At 55.0% G+C, this 24,234-nt stretch carries 27 protein-coding genes and 3 pseudogenes; 19 read left to right on the plus strand and 11 right to left on the minus strand.

Annotation, left to right across the window (positions count from 1 at the left end):
• The first annotated feature begins 217 nt into the window (after window positions 1-217).
• From JCM15764_RS21525 to JCM15764_RS21550, 9 genes and pseudogenes are all read left to right on the plus strand, one after another.
• Window positions 218-952 (plus strand): hypothetical protein, encoded by a 735-nt coding sequence (locus JCM15764_RS21525; protein WP_243688269.1) that lies wholly within the window; start codon window positions 218-220, stop codon window positions 950-952.
• A 416-nt stretch (window positions 953-1,368) separates the two neighbouring features.
• Window positions 1,369-1,899, plus strand: a pseudogene (locus tag JCM15764_RS21530) (CxxxxCH/CxxCH domain c-type cytochrome); the annotation flags it as partial.
• A 215-nt stretch (window positions 1,900-2,114) separates the two neighbouring features.
• Window positions 2,115-2,213, plus strand: a pseudogene (locus JCM15764_RS29260) (CxxxxCH/CxxCH domain-containing protein); the annotation flags it as partial.
• A gap of 199 nt (window positions 2,214-2,412) precedes the next feature.
• Window positions 2,413-2,661 (plus strand): CxxxxCH/CxxCH domain c-type cytochrome, encoded by a 249-nt coding sequence (locus JCM15764_RS03370; protein ID WP_054692613.1) that lies wholly within the window; start codon window positions 2,413-2,415, stop codon window positions 2,659-2,661.
• Window positions 2,658-4,790, plus strand: coding sequence for a CxxxxCH/CxxCH domain c-type cytochrome (locus tag JCM15764_RS03375; protein WP_054692616.1), 2,133 nt, complete (start codon window positions 2,658-2,660; stop codon window positions 4,788-4,790). Before JCM15764_RS03370 ends, JCM15764_RS03375 begins: the two co-directional genes overlap by 4 nt.
• A complete protein-coding gene (locus tag JCM15764_RS03380) occupies window positions 4,751-5,569 on the plus strand; it encodes a CxxxxCH/CxxCH domain c-type cytochrome (RefSeq protein WP_054692619.1) in 819 nt (272 codons plus the stop codon). The genes JCM15764_RS03375 and JCM15764_RS03380 overlap by 40 nt, the downstream gene beginning before the upstream one ends.
• A 13-nt stretch (window positions 5,570-5,582) precedes the next feature.
• Window positions 5,583-5,867, plus strand: a complete 285-nt coding sequence (locus JCM15764_RS21540) for a hypothetical protein (protein WP_243688270.1) — start codon at window positions 5,583-5,585, stop codon at window positions 5,865-5,867.
• Window positions 5,831-6,661 (plus strand): cytochrome c3 family protein, encoded by an 831-nt coding sequence (locus JCM15764_RS21545; protein WP_243688271.1) that lies wholly within the window; start codon window positions 5,831-5,833, stop codon window positions 6,659-6,661. Before JCM15764_RS21540 ends, JCM15764_RS21545 begins: the two co-directional genes overlap by 37 nt.
• Window positions 6,658-7,998: a CxxxxCH/CxxCH domain c-type cytochrome gene (locus tag JCM15764_RS21550; RefSeq protein WP_243688272.1), complete on the plus strand. Its 1,341-nt coding sequence runs from the start codon at window positions 6,658-6,660 to the stop codon at window positions 7,996-7,998. Before JCM15764_RS21545 ends, JCM15764_RS21550 begins: the two co-directional genes overlap by 4 nt.
• A 165-nt stretch (window positions 7,999-8,163) precedes the next feature.
• Here the strand turns inward: JCM15764_RS21550 and JCM15764_RS21555 are convergent, their stop codons facing one another.
• Window positions 8,164-8,391 (minus strand): hypothetical protein, encoded by a 228-nt coding sequence (locus JCM15764_RS21555; protein WP_243688273.1) that lies wholly within the window; start codon window positions 8,389-8,391, stop codon window positions 8,164-8,166.
• Between JCM15764_RS21555 and JCM15764_RS21560 the strand changes: the two genes are divergently transcribed.
• The 8 genes from JCM15764_RS21560 to JCM15764_RS03400 all read left to right on the plus strand — a co-directional run bounded on the left by JCM15764_RS21560 (window position 8,368) and on the right by JCM15764_RS03400 (window position 18,170).
• Window positions 8,368-9,939 (plus strand): CxxxxCH/CxxCH domain c-type cytochrome, encoded by a 1,572-nt coding sequence (locus tag JCM15764_RS21560; protein WP_243688274.1) that lies wholly within the window; start codon window positions 8,368-8,370, stop codon window positions 9,937-9,939. The genes JCM15764_RS21555 and JCM15764_RS21560 overlap by 24 nt on opposite strands.
• Window positions 9,940-9,950: 11 nt before the next feature.
• On the plus strand, window positions 9,951-10,679 hold the full coding sequence (locus JCM15764_RS21565; protein WP_243688275.1) for a cytochrome c3 family protein: 729 nt from the start codon (window positions 9,951-9,953) through the stop codon (window positions 10,677-10,679).
• Window positions 10,652-12,880: a CxxxxCH/CxxCH domain c-type cytochrome gene (locus JCM15764_RS21570; protein ID WP_243688276.1), complete on the plus strand. Its 2,229-nt coding sequence runs from the start codon at window positions 10,652-10,654 to the stop codon at window positions 12,878-12,880. The genes JCM15764_RS21565 and JCM15764_RS21570 overlap by 28 nt, the downstream gene beginning before the upstream one ends.
• Complete coding sequence (locus JCM15764_RS21575; RefSeq protein WP_243688277.1) at window positions 12,855-13,670, plus strand: CxxxxCH/CxxCH domain c-type cytochrome; 816 nt, start codon at window positions 12,855-12,857, stop codon at window positions 13,668-13,670. Before JCM15764_RS21570 ends, JCM15764_RS21575 begins: the two co-directional genes overlap by 26 nt.
• Window positions 13,667-15,040 carry a CxxxxCH/CxxCH domain c-type cytochrome gene (locus tag JCM15764_RS21580; protein WP_243688278.1) on the plus strand — a complete coding sequence of 458 codons (1,374 nt, stop codon included), beginning with the start codon at window positions 13,667-13,669 and terminating at the stop codon, window positions 15,038-15,040. The genes JCM15764_RS21575 and JCM15764_RS21580 overlap by 4 nt, the downstream gene beginning before the upstream one ends.
• Window positions 15,041-15,101: 61 nt before the next feature.
• On the plus strand, window positions 15,102-17,114 hold the full coding sequence (locus tag JCM15764_RS21585) for a CxxxxCH/CxxCH domain c-type cytochrome (RefSeq protein WP_243688279.1): 2,013 nt from the start codon (window positions 15,102-15,104) through the stop codon (window positions 17,112-17,114).
• 485 nt (window positions 17,115-17,599) lie between these two features.
• On the plus strand, window positions 17,600-17,857 hold the full coding sequence (locus JCM15764_RS03395; RefSeq protein ID WP_243688280.1) for a type II toxin-antitoxin system prevent-host-death family antitoxin: 258 nt from the start codon (window positions 17,600-17,602) through the stop codon (window positions 17,855-17,857).
• A complete protein-coding gene (locus JCM15764_RS03400) occupies window positions 17,844-18,170 on the plus strand; it encodes a type II toxin-antitoxin system RelE family toxin (RefSeq protein WP_054692622.1) in 327 nt (108 codons plus the stop codon). The genes JCM15764_RS03395 and JCM15764_RS03400 overlap by 14 nt, the downstream gene beginning before the upstream one ends.
• 11 nt (window positions 18,171-18,181) lie before the next feature.
• Here the strand turns inward: JCM15764_RS03400 and JCM15764_RS03405 are convergent, their stop codons facing one another.
• From JCM15764_RS03405 to JCM15764_RS03430, 7 genes are all read right to left on the minus strand, one after another.
• On the minus strand, window positions 18,182-18,382 hold the full coding sequence (locus JCM15764_RS03405; protein WP_054692624.1) for a hypothetical protein: 201 nt from the start codon (window positions 18,380-18,382) through the stop codon (window positions 18,182-18,184).
• Window positions 18,383-18,385: 3 nt separating this feature from the next.
• Window positions 18,386-18,598, minus strand: a complete 213-nt coding sequence (locus JCM15764_RS03410; protein WP_054692627.1) for a hypothetical protein — start codon at window positions 18,596-18,598, stop codon at window positions 18,386-18,388.
• Complete coding sequence (locus tag JCM15764_RS03415) at window positions 18,592-18,837, minus strand: hypothetical protein (RefSeq protein ID WP_054692633.1); 246 nt, start codon at window positions 18,835-18,837, stop codon at window positions 18,592-18,594. The genes JCM15764_RS03410 and JCM15764_RS03415 overlap by 7 nt, the downstream gene beginning before the upstream one ends.
• A gap of 27 nt (window positions 18,838-18,864) precedes the next feature.
• On the minus strand, window positions 18,865-18,987 hold the full coding sequence (locus JCM15764_RS29265; RefSeq protein WP_439645249.1) for a DUF1653 domain-containing protein: 123 nt from the start codon (window positions 18,985-18,987) through the stop codon (window positions 18,865-18,867).
• Between the two features lie 114 nt (window positions 18,988-19,101).
• Window positions 19,102-19,422: a TFIIB-type zinc ribbon-containing protein gene (locus JCM15764_RS21590; protein WP_243688281.1), complete on the minus strand. Its 321-nt coding sequence runs from the start codon at window positions 19,420-19,422 to the stop codon at window positions 19,102-19,104.
• On the minus strand, window positions 19,419-19,796 hold the full coding sequence (locus JCM15764_RS21595; protein ID WP_243688282.1) for a TFIIB-type zinc ribbon-containing protein: 378 nt from the start codon (window positions 19,794-19,796) through the stop codon (window positions 19,419-19,421). The genes JCM15764_RS21590 and JCM15764_RS21595 overlap by 4 nt, the downstream gene beginning before the upstream one ends.
• 16 nt (window positions 19,797-19,812) lie before the next feature.
• Window positions 19,813-20,916, minus strand: coding sequence for an SPFH domain-containing protein (locus tag JCM15764_RS03430; protein WP_054692636.1), 1,104 nt, complete (start codon window positions 20,914-20,916; stop codon window positions 19,813-19,815).
• A gap of 298 nt (window positions 20,917-21,214) precedes the next feature.
• Between JCM15764_RS03430 and JCM15764_RS03435 the strand changes: the two genes are divergently transcribed.
• Complete coding sequence (locus tag JCM15764_RS03435; RefSeq protein WP_012648799.1) at window positions 21,215-21,565, plus strand: hypothetical protein; 351 nt, start codon at window positions 21,215-21,217, stop codon at window positions 21,563-21,565.
• Between the two features lie 123 nt (window positions 21,566-21,688).
• On the opposite strand, the gene JCM15764_RS03440 is transcribed toward JCM15764_RS03435, so the two are convergent.
• Together JCM15764_RS03440 and JCM15764_RS03445 are read right to left on the minus strand one after the other, a co-directional pair.
• Window positions 21,689-22,243, minus strand: a complete 555-nt coding sequence (locus JCM15764_RS03440) for a PHP domain-containing protein (protein WP_054692638.1) — start codon at window positions 22,241-22,243, stop codon at window positions 21,689-21,691.
• A gap of 92 nt (window positions 22,244-22,335) precedes the next feature.
• The gene (locus JCM15764_RS03445; protein WP_054692641.1) at window positions 22,336-23,052 is read right to left on the minus strand and encodes a uracil-DNA glycosylase family protein; all 717 of its coding nucleotides are present in this window, start codon (window positions 23,050-23,052) and stop codon (window positions 22,336-22,338) included.
• Between the two features lie 191 nt (window positions 23,053-23,243).
• On the opposite strand from JCM15764_RS03445, the pseudogene JCM15764_RS03450 reads away from it, so the two are divergent.
• Window positions 23,244-23,737, plus strand: a pseudogene (locus JCM15764_RS03450) (MogA/MoaB family molybdenum cofactor biosynthesis protein).
• Between the two features lie 3 nt (window positions 23,738-23,740).
• On the opposite strand, the gene JCM15764_RS03455 reads toward JCM15764_RS03450, so the two are convergent.
• Entirely contained in the window at window positions 23,741-24,199 is a 459-nt protein-coding gene (locus JCM15764_RS03455) for a response regulator (RefSeq protein WP_054692644.1), read from the minus strand.
• Between the last annotated feature and the right edge of the window lie 35 nt (window positions 24,200-24,234).

Raw genomic sequence — 24,234 nt, forward strand, 5'->3', positions numbered from 1 at the left:
AAACTCAATTCTGGCATTAATCCTGCTTAACAAGAACCTGTTTAATTCCGCTATACATATAATCAAAGTAATTATTGCGACTTAATAAACTCATTAGAAATAGGGCCTGCTTTTAATGAGTCGTGAACTAACTGCATTTGCGAAAGATTCAGCTTTTTTACGGGGTTTGCTTAGCCCTGCGTCAAATGCGATTTGCGGGTAAAGGGAGATAAACCATATGAGACACGATAAAGTGGGAAGTGTTGCTGCAACAGGCAGCAAGACCCAGGCAAGCGTCATGACAATGGTCGTGGCCTTACTGATCATTGGTTTTTTTATAGCAGACCCGCTTTTCCCGACGGCTGCAAGTGCCGATGCACTCAAATTGATCCATAACAGTACCAACACTGCTTCGGGTAAATACGGAACTTGGGGTAGCGAGTATACTTGTGCTACCTGTCACAATAGAAAAGCGGGAAAGAACATCAAGTACGTCAATTATTCTATTGCCACTCCCACAGGTAAAAGAAGAGTCATCTTCGACCGCTATACCACAACGTCCAATGGAATAACCGGTGTTTTCGGAAATGACGAGCGGACTGATTATAAGGATGGCTCCCGCAATGTCTGCGAGGTATGCCATCACAGGACCCTCTACACAATTACAGCGCCAGCAAGCTATCCAATATTGTACATGCGGAACATGGACCGAAAGGGAGCAGTAACAGGAGAGATTGTAACGGATGCCATCAGCACAGCACAGGCTACAAGGCCCCTCAGGTCGGTGAGTGTACATCCTGTCACGGGATACCACCAACCAGCCCGGCAACCATGGTGTACGGCAGTAACACCCTTGGTCTCAATCCCCCCGCCGATGCCGGTGCTCACTACCGCCACCGCAACATTGAGCAAATGGAGTGCTATACCTGCCATAACAATTACGGTCATGGCATTCTCAATGGCAATGACATGATCGAGATGGGTTTCCGCATCGACAGGAAGACCTGGAAAGGATTTTCCGGTATCTCTACGGTAATGACCGGAACCTATACCGGCACCATCGGTCCTCCGTTCACTAACAATTTTGCAGTTGCTCCGGGAAATCCCGGTACCACGCTTTTGCGCGAAGCAGGGGTGAACAGCTGCAGTATCTACTGCCATGGTGATGGTTGGGCGGTAGATGCCGGGAAAGCTGATCCATACAAGGGAGCTATTTCCTGGACCCATGGCCCCCTTGGCGGCACTCAGCGCTCCTGTGATGCCGCGGCATGCCACGGTACAACTCCAGCCAACCCGCCGAACCCGGTCCCACCCGGTGCACACAAAAGGCATGTTGGAGATCTGGAGATGGCCTGCACCAGGTGCCACGACGATTATGTGAGCCCCCATATGATAAATGGGCGGGTGGCATGGAATCTGTCGGAACAGGGATCATCCGCCACCTATAAGGGCTACAAGCGGTTTTCCACGGCGACGCTCCCCGGCGTAGCCCCTTACGGTAATTGCAACAACATCTATTGCCACAGTAATGTTCAGCCCAACGGTGGGGTTGGCGAACCTGACAGCTACAAGACTGTCACCTGGGGGATTACGACTGTTCTTGCATGCGACGGTTGCCATGGCGGCAAGCAGGGTGACGGAACAATAATCAGCAGCGGTGCCCACACCAGCCACATTGGCAATTATGCTTACGACTGCGCCACCTGCCACAATGGTTATGGCGGCGACGGTACCCTGATGACCCATCTCGACGACAACATCCAGGTGGTGTTCAACGCATACAGCGGCGCCTATAACCAAATGCCGGCCAATGCACCCGGCAACGGCTACGGCAGCTGCTCGGCGAACTACTGCCATTCGGATGCAAAGGGGAATAAAAAAAGCGTCGGCTGGGGTGAAGCTGGTCCTCTGGCATGTGACGCCTGCCACAAGGCTGCCCAGACTGGTAACGCTGTCAACACCGGCAAACATACGGCCCATGTGGACAATGTCGGCTTCCTGGGCTCCAATTATGGCTGCGTTGTTTGCCATGCCAATACCGTCCTTAACAATTTCACCATCGGTGATGTGGGCAGCACGTCAACAAATATGCGGAGTATTCGGGGGCCAGGGCGGGTCGTTACAACAGCTCAACGGGGGCATGCTCTGTTTCCTACTGCCACAGTGATGGAAAAGGCGGTTCCCCCGCCGTTACGGTTTCCTGGAAAGACGGCTCGGTAATCAATGACTGCAAGGGGTGTCACGGGGTGTCTGCAGGAGGAACATTTGTCAGTGCTGCAGGTGAGCCCAACTATGCAAACACCGGTGCGGATACGACGTTTGCCAACAGCCATGACCGTCACATGGGTGGCATCGGCCTGAGTACCTGTGTTTATTGCCACAATGATACGGTATCCACTATCGGCCTGAAGGTGGGGACTCCACCTGAACGGGATGAAAAATATTGCCCCTGGCGGCGGCAAGACCTTCACCTATCTGGGAGACCGCACCTGTGCCAATATCAGCTGCCATGGTGGGCCGGCACAGGCAAAGTGGGGCCAGAAATTCGCCGCAGACTGCACCGGCTGCCATGGCAACAACGCCATAAGCTTCACTCCGATCAGTTCAGGCAAACATAAGCTTCACATGAATAACCCGACCTTCCTGGGCAAGAACTTTGCCTGTGCCGCCTGCCATCCTTGACCGTCAATCCTGACGACCGAAGCATCGCCGATAGCGCTGTTCACGGCAACGGCTTCAAGAATTACACTGGTACCCTGGCCGGTAGCAGGAGCAGTTACACGACGGCAACCGGTGTCTGCTCGGCCAGTTACTGCCATACTGATGGCAAGGGGGGTACGAACAAGACTTTCACCAGCCTGAACGGCTGGAAATCCAGTGCAACAACATTGGGGTGCCTGGGTTGCCACGGCAACAGCAGTCCGGCGGACTTCACTTCCGGCTATGGGGAACCCAACTACGCCAGTACCGGTGCCGGAACCCTGCGCGCCAACGATCATAAGAATCACGTGGATAATGGAAGATTAAGCTGCGCTTCCTGTCATGGCGGTACAGTCGATGCGGGCGGTGCGATTTTCTCCGGCAACTCCACACACATTCTCAATCGCCAGATTGATGTCCAGGCAGGTAACGGCAAGAGCTTCGGCTACGAAGAGGGAACCAAGACCTGCAGCAACATCAGCTGTCACGGCGGAAAAGGGTCTTTCAGCAAAATCTGGGGCGCGCCTGTCACTGAAGATTGCACCGGCTGCCATGGCAACAACCATTTGAGCTTTGCACCAATCAGTTCCGGCAGTCATAAGTCCCATATCAACAATGCCGCTACAATCGGTACCTATTACAACTGCACCGAGTGCCACGCCAAAACGATCAATGCTGATGAACGCTCCTTTGCCGATGGGACAAAACATGGCAATGGCTTCATCGACTACTCCGGTGCCCGGGCCGGAGGCAGTGCCTCTTACAATTCCGTGCAAGGCAACTGTTCCAATACCTACTGCCATACCGACGGAAAAGGGAAGGCGAACGTTGCCTTTAGCTCCGTCAACGGCTGGAACTCAAAAACCATCTACAGTAACTGCATCGGTTGCCACGGAAACGATTCGGCTCCCGATTTCGCCAGCACCGCCGGCGAACCGAACTATGCAAGCCAGACTGCCGGCACTTTGCGCGCCAACAGCCACAAGGTGCACGTGGGCGCCGGGGCGGCAGGGACCTGCTACTACTGCCATGCGGATGTGGTTGGTGTCGCCGGTTCCACCGTCAACACCAGGCATACCAACAGCTACATCAGCTATTCGACCTCCGGTATCTCCGGCAAGACATTTAATCGCGGTGTTGGCAGGACCTGCTCCAACATCGCCTGCCACGGTTCCGGAACCAACACCGCCACCTGGGGAGGAAGTCTCGGCTGTACCGGTTGCCATGGTGGCAATGCCGGCGCTGCACCCAGCGACATCAAGACCGGCCGGCATACTTCCCACGTGAATAATCCGGATATCGGCGGCAATTTTGCCTGTGCCGAGTGCCATGCACCGATCGTAGCCGATGATACAACCTTAAGTGACCGAACCAGGCATGCCGATGGCTTCGTCAACTACTCGGGTAGCATGGCAGGCAAGAACACTGCGGCGTGTAACACAGCCTATTGCCATAGCAATGGCAAGGCTATGCCTGGAAGTGCTGTCGGTTGGTCCACCGGCGCAACCTTCGTTAATTGCGTGGGCTGCCATGGTACGGCAACCGGTACGGGAACCTTCGTCAGCCAGGCCGGTGAGCCGAACTACGCCAACACCGGTACGGCAGGTTCTGCCACCTCCAACAACCATCAGACCCATACAAATAATCTGACCCTTAAAGGAGCAGCCAGCTGCGAAATATGCCATGTGAGTACGGTTACTGCTGCCGGCACTCAGATCAAGGCCAATTCCCTGCATCTTGACCGATCCATTGATGTCTATTTTGATACGGCACAGGCAGGTTCAGCCACCTATGACAAGATCAGCCGCACCTGCAGCAATACCGCTTGTCATGGCTCCCCTGCACCCAAATGGGGCGATACTGCCAGCGTCAGCTGCAAGACCTGTCATGCCAACCTCATGTCATCGGGTGCCCATGCAGCGCATGTTGGTATCGACCTTTGGAACACCAACTTTGCCACCATGTATAACTATACCTCCAGCAACTCGGCCGGCGCCATATACCGCTATGCTGCGCCAACTGCCATCCGGCAGTTGCGACCGGCAACCACCGCAACGGCACCTATGGTGATATGGACCTGTCCAGCAACGCATTGGGAATCGGCGCCCTGAGGAAGTTGAACAAGCAAATTCTCACTGCCGGTGCGGGATATACCAAGGATGGCACAACAACCTTTACCTGTGACCTGGTCTATTGCCACAGTGACGGCAGGAATACCGTCAATCCGGCTTACAGGAAATCGCCAAACTGGTACGGCGGAGCTTTTACCGGTAACAAGTGTGCCATGTGCCACGACAATCCACCGCTTTACGAAGGCCAGTCCCATTATGTGGCCCAGTCGAGCATGGGTAAGGAAAGCGGCCACATGATCGGCATTCACTATCGCAACAACTCCAAAGGGAACAATAGAAACGGCTTCCTCGGCTATTCCTCCAGCGGCAGCACGGCCCATGGAAACAGTGCAGTGTCAACTACCATCAGCTGTAATACATGTCACAGCGGCATCGTCGGCAGTACAAAGGTTGATACCTACGCCATGGCAGGCACTTCAAGCATCTTCAATTGCGGTTCCTGCCACAAGGCAGACAGCAGAACGCCACTGCAAGCTGGTGAGATCACCGATGCAGCCCTCCACGTGAACGGCGCCAAGAATGTCGCCTTTGCACCGATCGACTTCAAGACCAAAGCCCAATTGTCAGTTGCTGCCAATGCCCTCGGCTGGACGCGCAACGGCGACTACAAGGCTGATAACTCGTATGATTACGCAGACCTGCGTGTCTCTGCCTGGGATGCCCAAACAAAGACATGCCTTACTGCCTGCCATGTCAACCAGCCCAACATTACCTGGGGAGCACAGTTGCAATGTGTCAGCTGCCATGTCAACCAGTGAGGAGGGAGGGCGCATGAAAGCAATGACTATCGGGACAAAAGGTGAAATGACGATGAAGATGATTCGACAGAATCTGAATAATGATCACTTGAGCTTGAAAAGGGCGTGGTGCCTTGCAGTTGCCATCGTCGGTCTTCTTTTTGCTTCAGTTATCAGTGTCCAGGCAGCTGACCTTCTTCACAACAGTGCCGATACAGCATCGACAAAATGGCAGGCAGAGGGGGGGTGGGGTGTTGCCGGGGGGAAATATGGTAAATTTGATTGTGCACCTGCCACGAGCCTGATGCTGACAACCTGAAAAACATCCGCAAGACAATCACTACACCCAACGGCCAAAATTGGCCAAACGGCGCGCCATCAGTAAATGTGGCATTTCTCAATTCCACCAGCATGGGTTATGACAAAGACGGGCACGCCATTTCCAGCCGTATTTGCGAGATCTGCCATAGTGCGAACCAGTTTCATAACTTCAACACGTCCAACAATAGTGGCGGCCTGGCCCATCCTACACCCCAGGCGGTCTGCACTTCCTGTCACAAGCATAATACCGGCTTTAAGGCAGCCTGCGGCGGCTGCCACGGAAATCCGCCCACTGCAGCGGTTCTTGGCGGCGATTACGGCTTGATCGGTAAACCTCGACCGTCCAATGCCATGCCCTCCGGGCAGGTTGGCGCCCATGCAACACACACCCAGACCCGCAACATGGTTTGCGATACCTGTCACTACATCAACAACGGCACCATCAAGATGCCCAACCTGAGCAACACCATCGATATTGGCTTCTATGGTTTCGGCGGCAAGGTAACCAGCGGTACCTACACTCCATATTCTTCCAGCAATCGCGGCTATCGCATCGCCTCCGGCACCGCCAATACGACTATCGCCTCTGTGGTCACCAATTATCCGGCTGCCAACAAATGCGCTAATGTTTACTGCCATGGCGGTGGTGTCAAGGTGGGCTCTACCAGGTCAAGGCGCCTCTCACGGGTGGGACCAATACGATCCCCAAATGGGATTCAAGCTCTCAGAATGCCTGTGGCAGCTGTCACGGCATCAATGCCGCCAGTCCACCGACAATGGGGAGCCATATGAAGCATGTGGCGCCGGTCTGGTCGGCAGAAAGCGGCAACTGTGACCTTTGTCATCCGGCCATAGATATGTCCCACGTGCAAGGGAGTTTGCGCTGGGAAATGAAGGTAAGCGACCCCCGTGTTGGAGCCAATGCAGCGTACAAAGGTCTCTGGAAAGGTGCTACCGGCGATATGGCCCCCAGTGACAACTACGGCCAGTGTACCAATGTTGCCTGCCATACGGACGGCAAAGGACAACCGCCAAGGCTGAATGCAACCTGGGGCAGCAGCACATTCAACGCTGATTGTGCCGGCTGTCATGGCGGCAATGCCGACAGTGCAGCACCCATTGTCTCAGACATGCATGGGCAGCACATCAACCAGCTTTCAGTCAACGGTGTGAATTTCGGCTGTGCCGAATGTCACGCCCAGACCGTCACTGCTGACAGGACCATCGGCACGCCCGGCAATCACCTGAACCAGCTGGTCAACTACTCGGGGGCCAGGGCCGGCAAGAACAAGGCTGCCTGCAATGTTGCCTACTGCCACAGCGATGGCAAGGGGGGCGCAGGCATGGCGGTGAATTGGGCAGGTGGGACACCGATTGGCAACTGTGTCGGCTGTCATGGCTCGGCAATCCCTGCCGACTTTGCTTCAGTCTATGGGGAACCTAACTATGCCTCTACCGGTGAAGGCCAAACGAGGGCAAACAGTCATAAAAAGCATGTGGCTGGGGGAAGCGGGAGCTGTGTATATTGCCATACTGGTACGGTTACCGGAACAGGGACACTGACCGGCGCCGCTCATCTGGACAAAACCATCCAGGTGGCCCCGGGTGGTGGAGAGAGTTTCGCCTATCCGGGCGGCAAGACCTGCTCGACCATTTCCTGCCATGGCTCAGGATCCCCCAATGCGGTCTGGGGCGCTACCTTTGCCACAGAGTGTACCGGTTGTCACGGCGGCAACGCGGCCATAGCTCCCAGCGATATCAAGACTGGCAAGCATGCCCAGCATGTCAATAATGCAGGAGTAAACGGAACCAATTTCGGCTGTGCCGAGTGTCATGCCCAAACGGTGAGCGGCGACCGTACAATCAGCAATTCGACATTGCATCCCAACAAGTTGGTGAACTACTCCGGTGCCGGAGCAGGCAAGAATGCTGCTTCATGTAATACGGCCTACTGCCACACCGACGGCAAAGGGGGCTCAGGCATTGCAGTGAACTGGGCAACGGGGCCGGCCATAGATAACTGCACAGGTTGCCACGGTGCAGCTATTCCGGCTGCTTCGCCAGTATCTACGGTGAGCCTAACTATACGAGTACCGGCAGTGGGCTCGATCTTGCCAACAGCCACATGAAGCATGTCGGTACCTCCGGTTCTTCTACATGTGTTTATTGCCATGGGGGGACGGTGGCTGTGGATGGCAAACTTTCTGGAGCCAATCACATTGACAGGTTCATTCAGGTCGCACCGGGTGGGGGAAAAACCTTTCTATATCCAGGATCGAAAACTTGTTCAAATATCAGTTGTCATGGGACAGGCTCGCCCGACGCGTCTGGGGTGCGACCATGCCGTCTGATTGTACCGGCTGCATGGTGGCAATAGGGATGCAGCCCCCGGCGATATCAAAACCGGTAGCCATACCCAGCACATCAATCAGGCTGCACTCAATGGTGTTGACTATGGTTGCGCCGAATGTCATGCCCAGACCGTTGCCGGTGACCGCTTGGTTATCGACCAGGGTATCCATGGGAATCTGCTGGTCAACTACTCCGGAGCCAGGGCCGGGAAGAATGCAGCTGCCTGTAATACTTCGTACTGCCACAGTGACGGCAAGAGAAGCGCCGGCATGGTGGTTAGCTGGACAGGGGGAACCCCAATCACCAACTGCGTTGGTTGCCACGGTGTAGCCAGTCCTGCAGCCTTTACCAGCGTCGCCGGTGAACCTAATTACGCCAATGAAGGGCTCGGCCTCTTTAAGGCAAACAGCCACGCCACCCATACGCAAAAGCTTAAAATTTCCGGCGTCAGCGTCACCGGCGCCGCCAGTTGCGAGATCTGCCACATTGATACGGTCACCACGGCAGGGACGGCAATCCTTTCGAACGCCAATCACCTCAATGGCAGTGTAAATGTAAAATTAGATACGGCCAAGGCAGGTCTGACCGCCGATTACAACTATTCCACCAGGACCTGCAGCACCATCAGTTGCCATGGCGGCGGCAGTCCCCGCTGGGGGGATGCAGCCAGTGCCGGGTGTAATGCCTGCCACGCAAACCTTAGCGGGGCGCATGCTGCCCACATTGGCAACCTGATCAGCGCGGGGATGATTTCCTTCTATAATTTCACTGCAAACCGATCGACGGGCAGTTTCTACCGCTACGGCTGCGGCAACTGCCACCCTGCCGCAGACGACACCACCCATCGCAACAATGTGGTTGAGATCATCCTGAGGAAAAACAAGCCAGGGGCAAGCTATCTGGTTTCCCTCAACAACCTGATCACCACTGATACGGGAGGGTTTACAAAAACAGCAGCAGATAACTTTACCTGTGAAACAGTCTACTGCCACTCAAATGGTCGTACTACCGGCACAGCAGAAGTACCGGTTGCGGGTGATTATCGTCAGACTCCCAACTGGTACGGTACCTTCACCGGCAACAGGTGTGCCATGTGCCATGACAATCCTCCACGATATGCGGGCCAGTCCCATTATGTAGCAGAATCAAGCTTGGGTGACAATGGGGTCCGACCATTCGCTGAAACCGGGCACATGACCGGCATCCACTACATGAACACCTATGTGGGCAACAACAAAAACGGCTATCTCGGCTATTCCTCCAGTGGCAACATGGCCCATGGCAACTCAGCCCTGGCGACGACCATATCCTGTTACACCTGTCACAGCGGCATTGTCAGCAGCACAAAAATCGATACCTATGCCATGTACGACACCAGCAGTGATTTCCGCTGTGCCACATGCCACAAGCCCGGCAGCAGAACACCGCTCCAGGCAGGCGAGATAACCGATACTGCACTGCACATAAATGGCGCCAAAGAAGTAAGATTCGCTCCCATAACCATTAAGACCAAGGCCCAGTTGGCCAACGTTGCCAATGCTTTAGGTTGGTCACGCAGCGGCGGCTACAAGACCGATACCTCATACGATAGTGCCGACCTGAGTGTTGCCACCTGGAATGCCCAGAGCAAAACATGCCTCACCGCGTGCCACGTCAATCAACCGGGCATTACCTGGGGGGCGCAGCTTAAGTGTGTGAGTTGTCACGCGAACCAGTAAGGGGAAGGCACATGATCAATAACGGCATAAAGGGATTTTTCATAAAAGGTGAAGATGCGATGATAATACAGACGGTAATGGCTACTCCGGGGAGAATTTCAAAAGGGTTGGCACTGCTGGCGATTGCCTGGGCGATATGCTTGATCCCTTTACCATCGGGTGCCGTTGATCTTATGCATAACAGCGAGGGAACCGGCTCGACAAAATGGGCCGCCCAAGGAGGATGGGGGGTAACAAGCGGTAAATACGGGAAATTCGAATGTTCCACCTGCCATGAGCCGAATAAAAAGCCCAACATTAAGAACGTCCGCCGCGTCTTAACTACGCAGAACGGCGAAAACTGGCCCAATGGCTCCCCTTCGGTGGGCATATCCTTCAGCAACGTAACCAGCATGGGCGAGGATGCCGGTGGCCATGCAACTTCCAGCCGCATCTGCGAAGCCTGTCACAGCCAAAATAAATTTCATAATGCAGATACCGCAAACAATATCGCCAATGGCGGCAACCTCAGTCATCCTACCCCAAAAGCCATTTGTACCACATGCCACAAGCACAACACCGGCTTCAAGGCCGCCTGCGGCGGCTGTCACGGCAATCCCCCTTCCGAGGCGGTGCTGGGTGGGGATACGGGCTCATTGGTACACCCCGAGCTTCCAATGCCCTTGTTTCCGGACAGGCCGGCGCCCATGTTACCCATACCGAGACCAGGGGCATGGTATGTGATACCTGCCACTATATAAGCAACGGCACCATCAGGATGCCCAACCTGAGCAACAGCCTCGATATCGGGTTCTATGGTTTTGGCGGCAAGGTAACCAGCGGCGCCTATGTTCCCTATTCTTCCGTTGACCGTGGCTACCCTGTTTCTTCTGGCACTCCAAACACAACGATAGCAGCGGTGGTTACCGATCATGCCGTTGCCAACATCTGCTCCAATGTATACTGCCACGGGGGTGGTGTGAAAGTTGGTGCAGTGCAGGTGAAAGTTCCGTTAACGGGCGGGGCAAACCAGTCGCCGCGCTGGGACGCAGCAAGTCAGAATCAGTGCGGCAGCTGCCACGGAACTACACCGACCACGCCGCCCACCATGGGAAGCCATGTCAGGCACTCTGGTTCTACCGGTTACAGCTTCTCCTGTGATCTCTGTCATCCGGCTATCGATGTTTCCCATGTACAGGGGAATGTGCGCTGGGCAATGAAAACGACGGACCCTCTGGTAGGATCATCAGCCGGGTACCAGGCGGCCGGTTCCTTGACTCCGGCAGCTGCAGGTTCCACTGGTGATATGGCGCCAAGCGCGGCCTATGGAGAATGTTCCAATCTTTACTGTCACAGCGACGGAAAAGGACAACCACCTCGACAGAACCCGACCTGGGGCGACAGCAGTTACTCAACCGGCTGTGTAAATTGCCACGGTAACAATGCGGATGCGGTTTCAACCATTACCAGCAATGGTCACAAAGCCCACGTCGACAACACCAGTGCCCGTTTTAACGGTTTCAATTTCCGTTGTCAGGAATGTCATAATTCGACGGTGAATTCCTCCGACACCGGGCTGATTTCCATTTCCCTTCATGTCAATCGCGCAGCCGATGTGAACTGGGGCCCCGATGCCGCGTATGTGCCAACCGGGGGGACCAGTGTCCTTCCCTACGATCCTGCCCAGACATGTACGGTGTACTGCCATTCCAACGGCAAGGGAAGGTATAAAGCCCCTCCCCAGACATGGAAGACCATCGGTGACAACCAGCAGGGGGTAATCGAGTGCAATTACTGTCATAACGGTTTGGCAGGAATCCAGAATCAGATGAGCTCCGGGCGGCACCTGAACCATATCAATGGCGGCCCCCTGCCGCATCGACCCATCTCATGCAATTGGTGCCACTCGAATACGGTGGCATCTAACGGTCAATCGGTATACAACGGTACGGATGTCAAGCACATCAACCGCACCATCGATGTGTCGTTCATAAAAATGGCAAACTTCTCCGGTAGCTACAGTACTTCCACTCATGTCTGTTCCAACACCTACTGCCATACCAACAATGCCACCACCTCCACCCGCGACTGGGATACGGTAACCCTCAATACCTGCGGTAACTGTCATGAGGCCAACAACACGACCACGACCTCAGCCACCCTTTCTGCGGCCCACCGCAAGCATTACAATACGAGCACCCGCCCGGCAAATACCACGGAGGATGGCTGGACGAATGTAAATCGCTCAGTTTCAACCAACGTCTTCATGTGTGGGGTATGTCATCCTGGCAGCCCGACCACCAGCCATCTGAGCGGGCCGCCGGCAGGCGTTACCAATGGCTCGGTGGCCGAGGTCGCCTTGCGCCTGCCGTTTACACCTCCTGTGGGGGCAACTAGACTGGAGACAGTGACGCGTGGCACCGGCGTAAATTACGATGGCCGTGGCTATGGCTATTCCACCGGGACCACCTGTGATACCTACTGCCACTCCGATGGGCGTGGCAACCCGGGGAAACGCAACAGCACATCGACGCCAAGACTGGAGTGGACTACTTCGACAGGGGTCGTCTGCGGCAACTGTCACAACCAGTATGGTGATGCCAACCCCACCTGGTCCGGTTCCCACTCTAAGCACCTTTCAGGCTCCCGTAGTGCCAATGCCACCTGTAACGCCTGCCATGCAGCGACCGCATCCGGCAATACTACTCTTATTGCCAACAGACGCGACAGGCATCCCAATGGCTTCCGCAATGTTACCGGCAACAGCATCGCCGGGGCAATTCGCTGGGACAGTAGTGCCAACAGTGCACCAATGTCTACTGCCATTTCAATAAACCGGTTACCTGGGGAGCTCGCTGTCGGGGGGGTGCGCCGGTTGTCATGGTTACAATGCAGCCTCAGCCGATCCGATTGCCACCAAAGGTCATACTGCCCATGTGAACAATACCAGCAGCAGTTTTAGCGGTTTCAACTTCAAGTGCAACGAGTGCCATGCCTCGACGGTAAATGCCTTTGATAATGTCACCGCTTTTTCGCTTCACGCAAACAGGGTGAACAACGTGGCATGGGGGCCTAAATCGACCGGCGGGTTGGCCTACGCCGCCAACGGCTGTACCCAGATCTACTGCCACTCCAACGGGGCAGGTGTCTACAAGGCGCCTCCTACAACCTGGAACAACATCGCTGCCGGTCAGCAGGGGACCATCGAGTGCAATTACTGTCACAACGGCCTGGCTGGCGTTCAAAGGCAGATGAGCTCGGGGCGGCACCTGAACCACATAAGTTCCGGGCCCTTGCCGCACAAGCCGGTTACCTGCAACTGGTGCCACGTGAATACGGTCGCTGCCAATGGCCGGTCTGTCTTCAACGGCACCGACGTCAGGCACATCAACCGTGTGATTGACATAAACTTCATCAAGATGGCCAATTTCTCAGGCAGCTTTGCTTCTACCCACGTCTGCTCCAATACTTACTGCCACGGCAACAATTCCACGACCCAAAGTCGGGACTGGGACACCTCTACAATCAACACCTGCGGCAACTGCCACGAGGCCAATAACACCACTACATCAACAGCCACACTTTCACCCGCCCACCGAAAGCATTACAACCGCTCGACCCGCCCGTCCAGTACAACCGAACAAGGATGGACCAATGTCAATCTTTCCAGCAGCACCAACGTCTTCATGTGTGGCGTATGCCATCCCGCAGTCCGACCGAAAGCCATCTCAATGGGCCTCCTGCCGGCGTGACAAACGGTTCTGTTGCTGAAGTTATCATGCGCCCACCGTTCAACAACATTCCTTCAGGGGCAGGCAGGCCGGAGGTGGTCTACCGCGGCACAGGCTTGATCTATGACGGCCGCGGATATGGGTATTCAACCGGCACTTCCTGCGACACCTACTGCCACTCGGACGGACGAGGCGGCCTGGGCAAACGTAACTATGCGAATACTCTGGATCTGGTCCAGTCCCCCATGACCAGCGTGCTACGCTGGACCGGCAGAGCCGCCGCCTGTGGGGATTGCCATAACAAGGCAGCCGATGATCCGAATTCCCAGCACACCACCTGGTCAAAGCCCCACAACAAGCATGCCAACACCTATGGCAATGGTGGTACCATCGGCAGCAACAATACCTCCACAAACAACACCCTGGTAACCTGTGCCGCCTGTCACGCGTCTACGACAACCAGCAATACAGCTCTTCTTTCCGGCAGTCGTGCCAAGCATCCCAATGGTTTCCGCAATATCTCCGCCAGCAGTACGGTCGGCTCTGCAGCTTTCCGTTGGGATGCCGGAAATAATCAGTGTAAAAACGGTTACTGCCACAGCCGGGCCTATTCTTTCACCGATTACTCAACTCCCTGGATCAAATGGGATACGGTACAGGCGAACGTTCATTGCGGCAGCTGTCATACGGCCTATCCGACAGGGCCTGATTACCAGAACGGTTACAAGGGTAAAGCCAATAGCCATCCCAAGCATGCGGTCTTCTGGGGTTTTACCTGCGACTGGTGCCACAACGGCACGGTCGGCAGTGGCGGCAATACCATTTCCAGCGTGAGAAACCATGTAAACAAGAATTACAATGTCGTTGCCAACGGCACGAAAACATTTATCGGCTTGCCGAATACCTTTACCCCCACGTCTGCAAACCCTCCGACGACCAAAACCAGCTGTAGTAATGTCAATTGCCATGGCGGCAATGCTTCAAGGGTATTCACCTGGGGCGGCACCAACAAGTGCGGCGATTGTCACTTTGCCACTGCCGATACCGTCAATTACGCCTTCAAAAACAGCACCATGCGAAGATTGCCCGGGCGGAATGGAACTGGTCTGGTCATGGAAAACAATCCGGCAGCTACGATGTTACCGGGGCAACCTTTGCCGGATTCTCATCGGCTGCAGCCACGGCTGGTGGGGCAGGCGATCCATGCCTGTACTGCCACGAATACAACAGTGTCAGCCATGGGGATACAAATAACCCCTTGCGCCTGCGCAATTTCAATCATCCCACCTGGGGCAAGAACGGCGTCTGTCTGGTCTGCCACGCCTCCGTCGGTGCGACTGGCGTTATTCCGGGAACCGGCTACACAACAAAGACGGCAAGTCGCAAGGTGAATAAATATCACTTCGGCAGCAAGCATTCCACATCACTCAATGGCGGCCAGTTCTGCTGGGATTGCATGATTCCCACGGGGACCGTACCAGTACCAACAGTGGTCCCATTGCCATGGTCCACCTGAAGCCGTCAGTGACTTCCGAGGTCGCCACAGGGGTGCCGGTCACATTCACCTCACAGAATGTGGTCTTCACGGCCAAGGCGGCTGCATCCAACTGGGCCAAGACAAGTGCTCCGTTTAACGGCATCTGCAACGTATGTCATACCTACAAAGTCGATGATCCAAACAAGATGGTCCATTATACCGCCACCAGTTCCGATAGCCACAGATCGACGACCCTCTGTACCCAGTGCCACACCCACAGTCCCGACACCACTTACGACGGATTTGCCTACAAGGGGGAGCCGAAGGTTTGTGACGGATGCCATGGCGGCAACAACAACGGCAATCTTTCGGTCGGCACTACCGTCGGCCATGCCGTCCACTATAACCAGGCAACGGTCTTCAACAACCTGACCGGCAGCAACAAGACAACCGCCACGGCCTTCGGTTTTGCCTGCAAGAACTGCCATCCCACCAGCCTTCACAACGAAGAGGACGGCAGGGCAGATATTGTGGCAGGCGCCAATTACACCTATGGCGGCACCACCTCTACCGATGCGGCCGGCTATACCTACACCACCGGGGGCACCTGTGCCACCAACCAGTGCCATCAGGATGGTCGCGGCGGTGCGGCCCGTACACCTAGCGTTACCTGGACCGCAGCCAAGTCAAGCAACAACTGCGGCATCTGCCACGGCAATCCTCCCCTTTACGGCATCTCGTCGTCGGCCCACCGGGGTCAGACCCCGACTACCTCCTGCAACGGCTGTCACAACAACGTTTCTGCGACAGGGACCATATTGAATTTCCTCCTGCACTTGAATGGCAGCATCGAGGGGCCTGGCTGCGTGTCCTGTCACAGCAAGCCGATCACCCGCAGCAAAGGAAGACCTGGCAAACAGCTTTCCCAGATCACCGGCACAGGGGGTGAGTTTGGCCTGGCCTGGGGTCACAAGAAGTCCACTCGCGGTGCGGTGACCGACGCCGACTGTATCGTCTGTCACCTGGAGGGGTCCTACGCGACCGGCAAACGTTCGACCTATCATCAGGACGGCAACATCGATCTCCGCGACCCGGACGGCTCGGATGAGACGCCGATTACCAACATGTCGGGAGCAGGCTGGACCTTCCAGCGCTTCTCCACTTCCTATGCCGCCGGTACGCGTACCACCAGCGGCCATAATGCCAATACCATCGACAACATCATCACCCAGAAGTTCTGCCTCAAGTGCCACGACAGCAACGGGGCAAGCAATACCACGGCCCGCTCCGGAACCGGCGCGACACGTTATATGCCCTTTGGCGGGGTTTCGCTGGGCAGCAACTATAGCCCCACTAACGGTGCCTCTACCCAGGACGGCCTGATTAACGTCTTCAGACAGTTCTCGACTGCCAATTCGTCGAAACACCCGGTCAGAGGGCCGCGTAAGGCGGGTTATCCTACCAACGCCCGTCTGGCTCAGCCATACAACAACTTTACCAGAACGGCTGGAACCATAGCCAACAGCGTCGTCATGAACTGCTTCGATTGTCACAACAAGCCGACTCCGCCGTTGACCCTGAGGACGGTTGCGGCCCACGGCGCCGATGCCACCAACTACCTGCGGGGGGTGCCTACCATTCCCAGCACCGCCAGCAGTCCAAGCGCCAGCAACAACGTTACCTTGTGCAAGGTCTGTCATACGGGCTACGCTCCAGGCGGCACGACCAGTCACCACGGTACCGGCTCGGCCTATCGGCGAATACCAACAGCGGGATGGTTTCCTATATCCAGTACGGGTGCAATATGTGCCATTCCAGCGGCTATTCTACCGCAGTCCTCAGACCGGTACGCGCACAGGATGTGCACGGGGTTAACGTGCTGCCGACAAGCGGCTTGCAGAAATCGGTACGTTGGGCGGGCAATTCAACCGGTTCACCGTCACGTGTCGATGCAAGGCCGTATGCATTCATACGGAACACGCAGGTAATGAGCGATCATAGTCCGAAGACCATATCGGGAAGCACCTATACGCCGAACTGCAACATGGCCAGCGGCAGTCCGATCAACTGCAACCAAAGTGTTAAGTCTTATAGTGTTGGCGGTACTTACTAAAAAATGGCTGGATTAGCGGCCTTAAAGCGTCCACTTCGGAAAGGAGAGCAGGGAATGAATAAAAGATACGTACCACCCAGGATAACAGGCAGTGCAGTCATCCACCCCTGCTGAGGGAGAAGGAAAAAGGGTGAGGCCGGAAGGTCTCACCCTTTTCTTTAGGCATGTCTGATGGCTATTGAAACTATTTGCCGTAACCCGCCTTTTATCCTGTCCCGTCCGGCCGCTTGGTTGTGCATTTGTCCTGGTATCAGTTCATTGCCTCATTCCCGGCAATTTCATGCCGACCGAACAACTTTGTGAAAGGGCTTGAAAAACGCCGGAAACAGCTCTATATTTAGAGCTGAATAAGGAGGTAGTATGCACATCGATACCATTTACGCTGATCTTTCTGTTAGCATGTCGGAATTCAAAAAAAATCCTGCCCAGGTACTGCGTACCGCGGGCGAAAAGCCAGTAGCTATCCTTAACCACAACCGTCCGGCATTTTACATGGTAACACCAAAGATTTTCGAGGCTCTTGTCGAAGCCCTTGCAGACCGGGAATTGACGGAGCTTGTTCGCCACCGGCTTGCACAAAAAGATCAGGCGGTCGAGGTCGATATTGACACCGTCTGAAGCCGGCAAGGGGAAAAACAAATATTCCCTCAAGTTTGTGCCCGAAGCACTTAAGGAATGGCAGGCTCTTGACGGCAGCATAAAAGAACCTCTGCGCAAGGCGCTGAAAAAACGTCTGGAACAACCACACGTGCCAGGTGCGGAGCTTCATGGCAACCTGCGTGGCTGCTACAAGATAAAATTACGTAAGCAAGGGTACCGCTTGGTCTATATCGTCGAGGATGACGTTCTTGTCGTTCTCGTGTTGGCCATCGACCGCAGGGAAGATCTGGCTGCATACCATGCCGCAATGGTCAGACTTCTTGAAAAATGATGTGCCTCATCTTAAGTAATGTGCAGAGTACCTATACCAGCAATCACTTCACCCCCACACCCCTCACACAGCTCCACCCCGATATCCAACCGGCATCCGCAACCGGCGCAGGCGTTGTCCCATTCGGGATGCCCCGCTTCTGCTGCGCGTTTCTTTCCCTCCAGCCGCCTCACTTCCGCTTCCATTTCCTCGTTATACTGATTTTCGAACATTGCTTAACCTTCCTGACAGCACGAGCATGCTTTGCTGCCTTGCCGTTTCTGCCACCACATGGAGGCGCCGCAGAGGACGACGGTCAGGAGGGCGATGAGCCATTTGGGAATTGCCAGGGTGCCGGCACCGAAGATGCCGGCGTAGACGGCCAGCATTGGTGAGCCGCAGCAGCCGGTGAGGAAACAACCGGCCGCGGCCAGACCGGCGGTCAGCACGTGCCGCCAGCCGCCCCTGCTGCCGAGAATGCCGAGCGACAGGCCCAGAAGCGCTGGAACGACCAGACGGAAAAGGCGGCACCGAAGGCATAGGCAAAGCCGAGAAAGATATCGCCGTTGGCGAGGTAACCAGAAAGGCTCGGGGCCGGGCCGCAGCCCGGCTCCTTTATTTTGAGCAGATAGATGATATGGATGGCAAAAACAATGGCAAAGACGGCAGGCGACAGGCAGCGTTTCATGGTTTCAGAAAACCTCCTTGGTTCCAGTTATTGATCCTCACAGCGCCGGAAACGGGGCACCTCTTTCCCGTCGATGGTGACGGTATCGACAAACCGGGAGATGGGACGAATCCAGAGGGAATAATCGCCATAGAGGCAGCGGTAGACCACGAAGGGCTCTTCGGTCTCACTGTCCCTGCGATGCCGATCACTTCGTAATAGTTGCCCTTGTAGTGCCGGAACCGGCCGGGCGTTATTTGGGTGGTTTTATCGGGTGCCATTTGTTTACCTGGTAAAGAAGATAACAGCTTTTTTCAGCAGCTCGAAAAGATCATCAGTATCATTGCCATCATAGTTTCTGAAGCCGCCATACTCGCTGAATTCTCCGCCGGCTGACGTTATGGAACGTTGCTTCAGCAGTTCCCGCTCGGCTTCCGCCTCTTGCCTTTTCCGCTCTTCCTGACGCTCCTGGTCGAGCAGTTTTCCGCCTGCCTTCATCCATTCGGCCAGATGCCGCAGCTCACCGCCGTCGAGCCAGACGCCGTGGTCTTTGCAGACATCGACGACGACTCCGCTCTTGGCCCCGAAGTTGACCCGGTTCATCATCTTGCTGCAGATGGGGCACTTGAGTAGGTAATAGCGTAGTCTTCGGCTCTTCTGGTTGCATTGATGGCATTCAGCCTGCTTCGGTCGATGGCAAAGACATTGGTTACCGTGGCCTGGAGAAGCGCTTCCAGTTCCCCCGGATCAAAGAACAGCCCCAGGCACTCATCGCATCTTTCGACGAGGAATTTCCCTTCCACCTTTAGGTCAATGGTCTTGAGCCTTACGTTGCATCGCGGACAGATCCGCTCCGACTCCGGTTCGTTGGTCGTGTAGTAGTTGATCCCTTTGAGATCGATATCGTTGCGGCTGCCGCAGTATTCGCACCTTATGGAGCCAGAGGGGAGGGGGGCGGAACAGTTGGAACAGTTGGCCATGCTGTGTTTTCTCCCTTTATTCGAACAGAGGTGGCGGGGTTGATTTCATTTCGCCGGCAAACTCGGGAAATAATTCAGCTGGCTGCCACTTGTCCATCCCCTCTTTCCACATCAGGGTTTCCCTGGTGATGGAGCCCTTTCTTATGTAAGCGATGATGGCATCCCTATCGAATGGTCCGGCTTGTTTACCATTTTTCCCCACGTAGTACTTGCAGCTCTCTGCTTCAGGAAGGGGGGGCGGGACAGTCTGCGCCGCTGCCTGGGGAGCGGCGACTGCCTTTCCCATCTGGTTGGCCATGGCAAAGCCCATCCCCATGCCGATGCCTGCCGAAGCGTCGCCGCCGGGGTTCTGTGCTGCAGCTTCCATGGCATTGGCCGTCTGGAAGCGGGTATAATCGTCCAGATTGCCGATGATGCCCATGCTGCTCTTTTTATCCAGCGCCTCCTCAACCTCTGGCGGCAGGGAAATGTTCTCTACCAGGAGTTTGGTCACTTCCAGCCCGTATTCATTGAATTCGGGAGCAATCTTTTCCGTGAGATAAAGTGAGAGTTCATTGTACCTGGCGGCCAGATCAAGAACAGGTATGCGGTGCTCACCTATCATGTCCGAGAATCTTGTCACGATCAGGTTTCGCAGCTGGTCCGACACATCGTTGAGGGTGAAATGCCCGCTGGTGCCGACAATCTCCCTGATGAATTTTGCCGGATCGCTGGACCGGATCACATAGGTGCCGTAGGCCCTGAGTCGTACCGGGCCGAATTCGGGGTCCCGGAGCATGATCGGATTTTTGGTGCCCCATTTCAGGTTGGTAAAGCTTCTGGTGTTGACGAAATAGATTTCCGCCTTGAATGGGCTTTGAAAGCCGTATTTCCAGCCCCTCAGGGTGCTCAGCACGGGCAGGTTTTGTGTTTCCAGCCGATACTGTCCAGGCATGAATACATCGGCAATCTCTCCCCTGTCGACGAAAACCGCCGCCTGGGCCTGCCTGACCACCAGCTGAGCCCCATACTTGATCTCGTTCTCATAGCGAGGGTGTCTCCAGACCATGGTGTCGCTTGAATCGTCGGTCCACTCGATAATATCGATAAATTCCGCTTTAGCTTTTTCCCACAGAGTCATTGTGTATCCCCCCTATTACTGGTTTGTCGGCTGATCAGAAAAACCTGCTGCTTCTGCTCCACTTCTCTGAACATGGCATTTACCTTCCCATCAGGATCTAATCAGGCTACATCATCAGATTAATGAATTCAATTGAAATATCAGGATATATCCGTCCCCTTCTTTTCTCCATTTCTGGCAAAATTCAGGCTGCAGAAATCGCAAATAAAGGATATCCCTTGGCCGAGACGGGAGTATAATTAATGCAGGTGGGGATGTAAATCCCCGGAAATGATGACAATGGGCAAGGAGGTGTGCCATGACAGGACTGGAAGCTGTAAAAGCAGTGAAGGAACGGCGTACCGAAAAAGATCGGTTCGTAAGGTGGTGGCGCAAAGAGGAGGATTTCCTCGACTACGACCTGATTGAACGCTTCGAAGCCGAGAGCTCAGGCACCGAGGAAATCGGCGGCCTTGACTTGTTGAGCATGGAGGACATGTGGTCGGTGGTGAAAAAGGTCGGTGGCACGCGGGTTAATCTGGTGCACGATACCGGGGGCGACCGGATCAAATGGGCTCACAAGGGCAAAGAGGATGTCTGCAGTTTCACCCCGGAAAATCTGCTGACCATATTGGATGCCGAAACTCGGGGCAACCCGGTCGACTCATGATCGGCAATTCCAGGGAAAGACACTGTGGCCAGGGCATGCGACAATACCCTGGCCTTTCTTTTTTCAAAAGGGGATTGTTGCTGACTCGGCAAAGTTTCCCACGAGCAGAAGGAAACTTCTTTGTCAGTGTTCAGCGTATTTGCCGATCCGGGGAGAAATTCGGCCTGCTTTGATGCAGGCTACCAACTCTTCGATCCTTCCTATCTGGCAGTCAAACTGTACCGGATAGAATTCGCTGAAGTCGATTCTGTGAATATCGGAACCGCTGCTGGCCCGGTATTTCCATCGCTGCCAGTCCGAAACGGCTCGGTAATTTTCCTCTTCGGTGTGGTGAGGATTGACAATTTCTATGGCGTCGAAATCTGTATTCATAAGCTCCACAGCGGTGGGAAGATGGCCGTAACGGTAAGGATGGGCCCAGACCAGTGCCACATTCGGATGGTCTTTCCTCAGTGCGGCAAGGGACATGCCATGGGGGATGGATCTGGCAGCTCCATAGACGAGCACGTCACCATAATCGGCTGTAAGTACCTCCTGGCCTGACAGGATCATGAAGTTGCCTGGCAAGCGGCTTTCTCTTTTCAATTCTGCAAGTTCCTCTTTCGGCCACATATAATGGTGATCGGTGATGACCAGGCCGTCGCTCCCCCTGTGCCTGACAGCGGCAGCGAGCTCCATGGCTGGTACCTGCTGCAGGGGGAATGTTCCTTAGTGTGACAATGAAGCTCAATTATCATGGTCACCTCTGGACAGGCTGACAAACAAGGTGGCTACGGCTGGAATCCAATACCCGCTTCAGACAGCTGCCGTAGTGCAACCTCACTCCAGCCCCGGTTCGCAGCAGGACTGGAGGGGCTTGGGTGGAGGATTTTAGTCACATTTACCGGCAGCCCCTGTAAAGCGGTTTCTGCCTGAATTGCAGCAAAATTACCAACTCCGACAACATATTCAGGTTTGAGATATTCGATCATATGGCGAAGTGCCCCGTTGCAGGTATCCTCAAGCGCATGACGTTCCACAGTCGGAAGCTTGTCCGGGGTCAGGTTGGTCCCTTGGGCATCTAGAAAGAGCAGCGGACAATAGTTAAGGACCAGGTAATCCTTGAAAAACTGCGCAGGTGTCTCAAAGCGCTCACGGATCATGCCCCATAGACGCTTGCCGCTCACCTCACTGCGGGGGCAGTTCAGTCCCTGGACCGGCTTTTTGGGGTGTTCAAGACCTGGCCTTTCTACAGGTTCGACTATTCTCAGCCAGTCCCGCACCACCGCCACCTCGCCAAACGGCACCCCGGTCTGGGTCATGCCCCACGGCCCGGGATTCATCCCAATCAGCACCGCTTTCTTTCCTGTTCCTCCATAGCGGTTCAGGTACTCCCTGTGTGGCCGCCAGGCATAACGCAACGGGTTGTACACATGGGCAACCGGACAGGAGAATTCCAGCCGGTCAAGCTTTTCTGCCAGAGCTTCGCTTATGCTTAAAAGATCCATTATCGATAAATACCTTTCAGGGGGCGACAGCTGATTCTGCCCTTGATAATTTTACCATATTTCCCCGGCCGCTATTGTCGCATCACCGATTTGAATAGCCCATCCATTCGTCATAAACGGTGCTTGAGACTTACCTTCAGGGCATGTTATGGTATCACAAGAAGATAAAAGAATCAGCTTAGGAGGCGTGAATGAAGGCGGCAGTTTTGACTTTAAGCGACAAGGCGCCCGCGGAGAACGTGAAGACGGCAGTGGACCGGCGCTGCAGAACTGGTTGGCGGAACATGGGGTAGCCGTTGTTAAAAGCGCCATTGTTGCCGATGAGCATGACGAAATTGTGACCATATTGAAGGAATGGGCGGACAGCGGTGGGGTTGACCTGATTCTGACCACGGGAGGAACAGGCGTTTCGCCACGGGATGTGACTCCCGAAGCAACCATGGCCGTTTTGGATAGGGTCATACCCGGTTTTGGTGAGGTAATGCGGGCAAGGAGCCTGGAAAAGACGCCGCATGCCATGATTTCGCGAGCCATAGCCGGCATCCGGGGCAAGAGCCTGATCATCAATCTGCCCGGCAGCCCGAAAGGGGCGGTGGAGAATATTGACGCTGTTTGGCCGGCAGTACCGCATGCTGTGGAAAAAATCCAGGGTAGTACCAGGGATTGCGCCGCCCCCCCCAGGTGACGGTCAGATCAGGGATGATGGCCGTGGAGCCGGAGCTGGGATGCAGCTGGGCAAGTTTATCTGGAATCCCAGTTCCTGTAGTGTTTCGGCCAGCTCTCTGGCATCCAGAGGCTTGTTAAGGTAGCCTTTAACCCTGAGGGTCCGGCAACGGTTAACATCCTTATCATCTTTGGAAGAGGTGACAATAATAACAGGGATGTCCTTGGTCCTTTCATCAGCTCTGATTGCCAGCAGGCATTGCAGGCCATCTATCTTGGGCAGCTTGAGGTCAAGCAGAATGAAGCTGGGTTTCACCTTGACGGAAAGGCCATCGGCATCGACAGCTGAAAATAAATAATCAAGGGCTTCTGCTCCGTCACGGGTCACTACCACGTTACGGATATTGCATTTCTTGAGGGCCCTCAAGGTAAGAAGTTCATCGTCAGGATTATCTTCAACCACCATAACATGATGCTCGTACATTAAAACCTCCGTTGTCAGATTCGAGTAGGTTATTA

Source organism: Geotalea toluenoxydans JCM 15764 (assembly GCF_001311985.1).
Classification (GTDB): Bacteria; Desulfobacterota; Desulfuromonadia; order Geobacterales; family Geobacteraceae; genus Geotalea; species Geotalea toluenoxydans.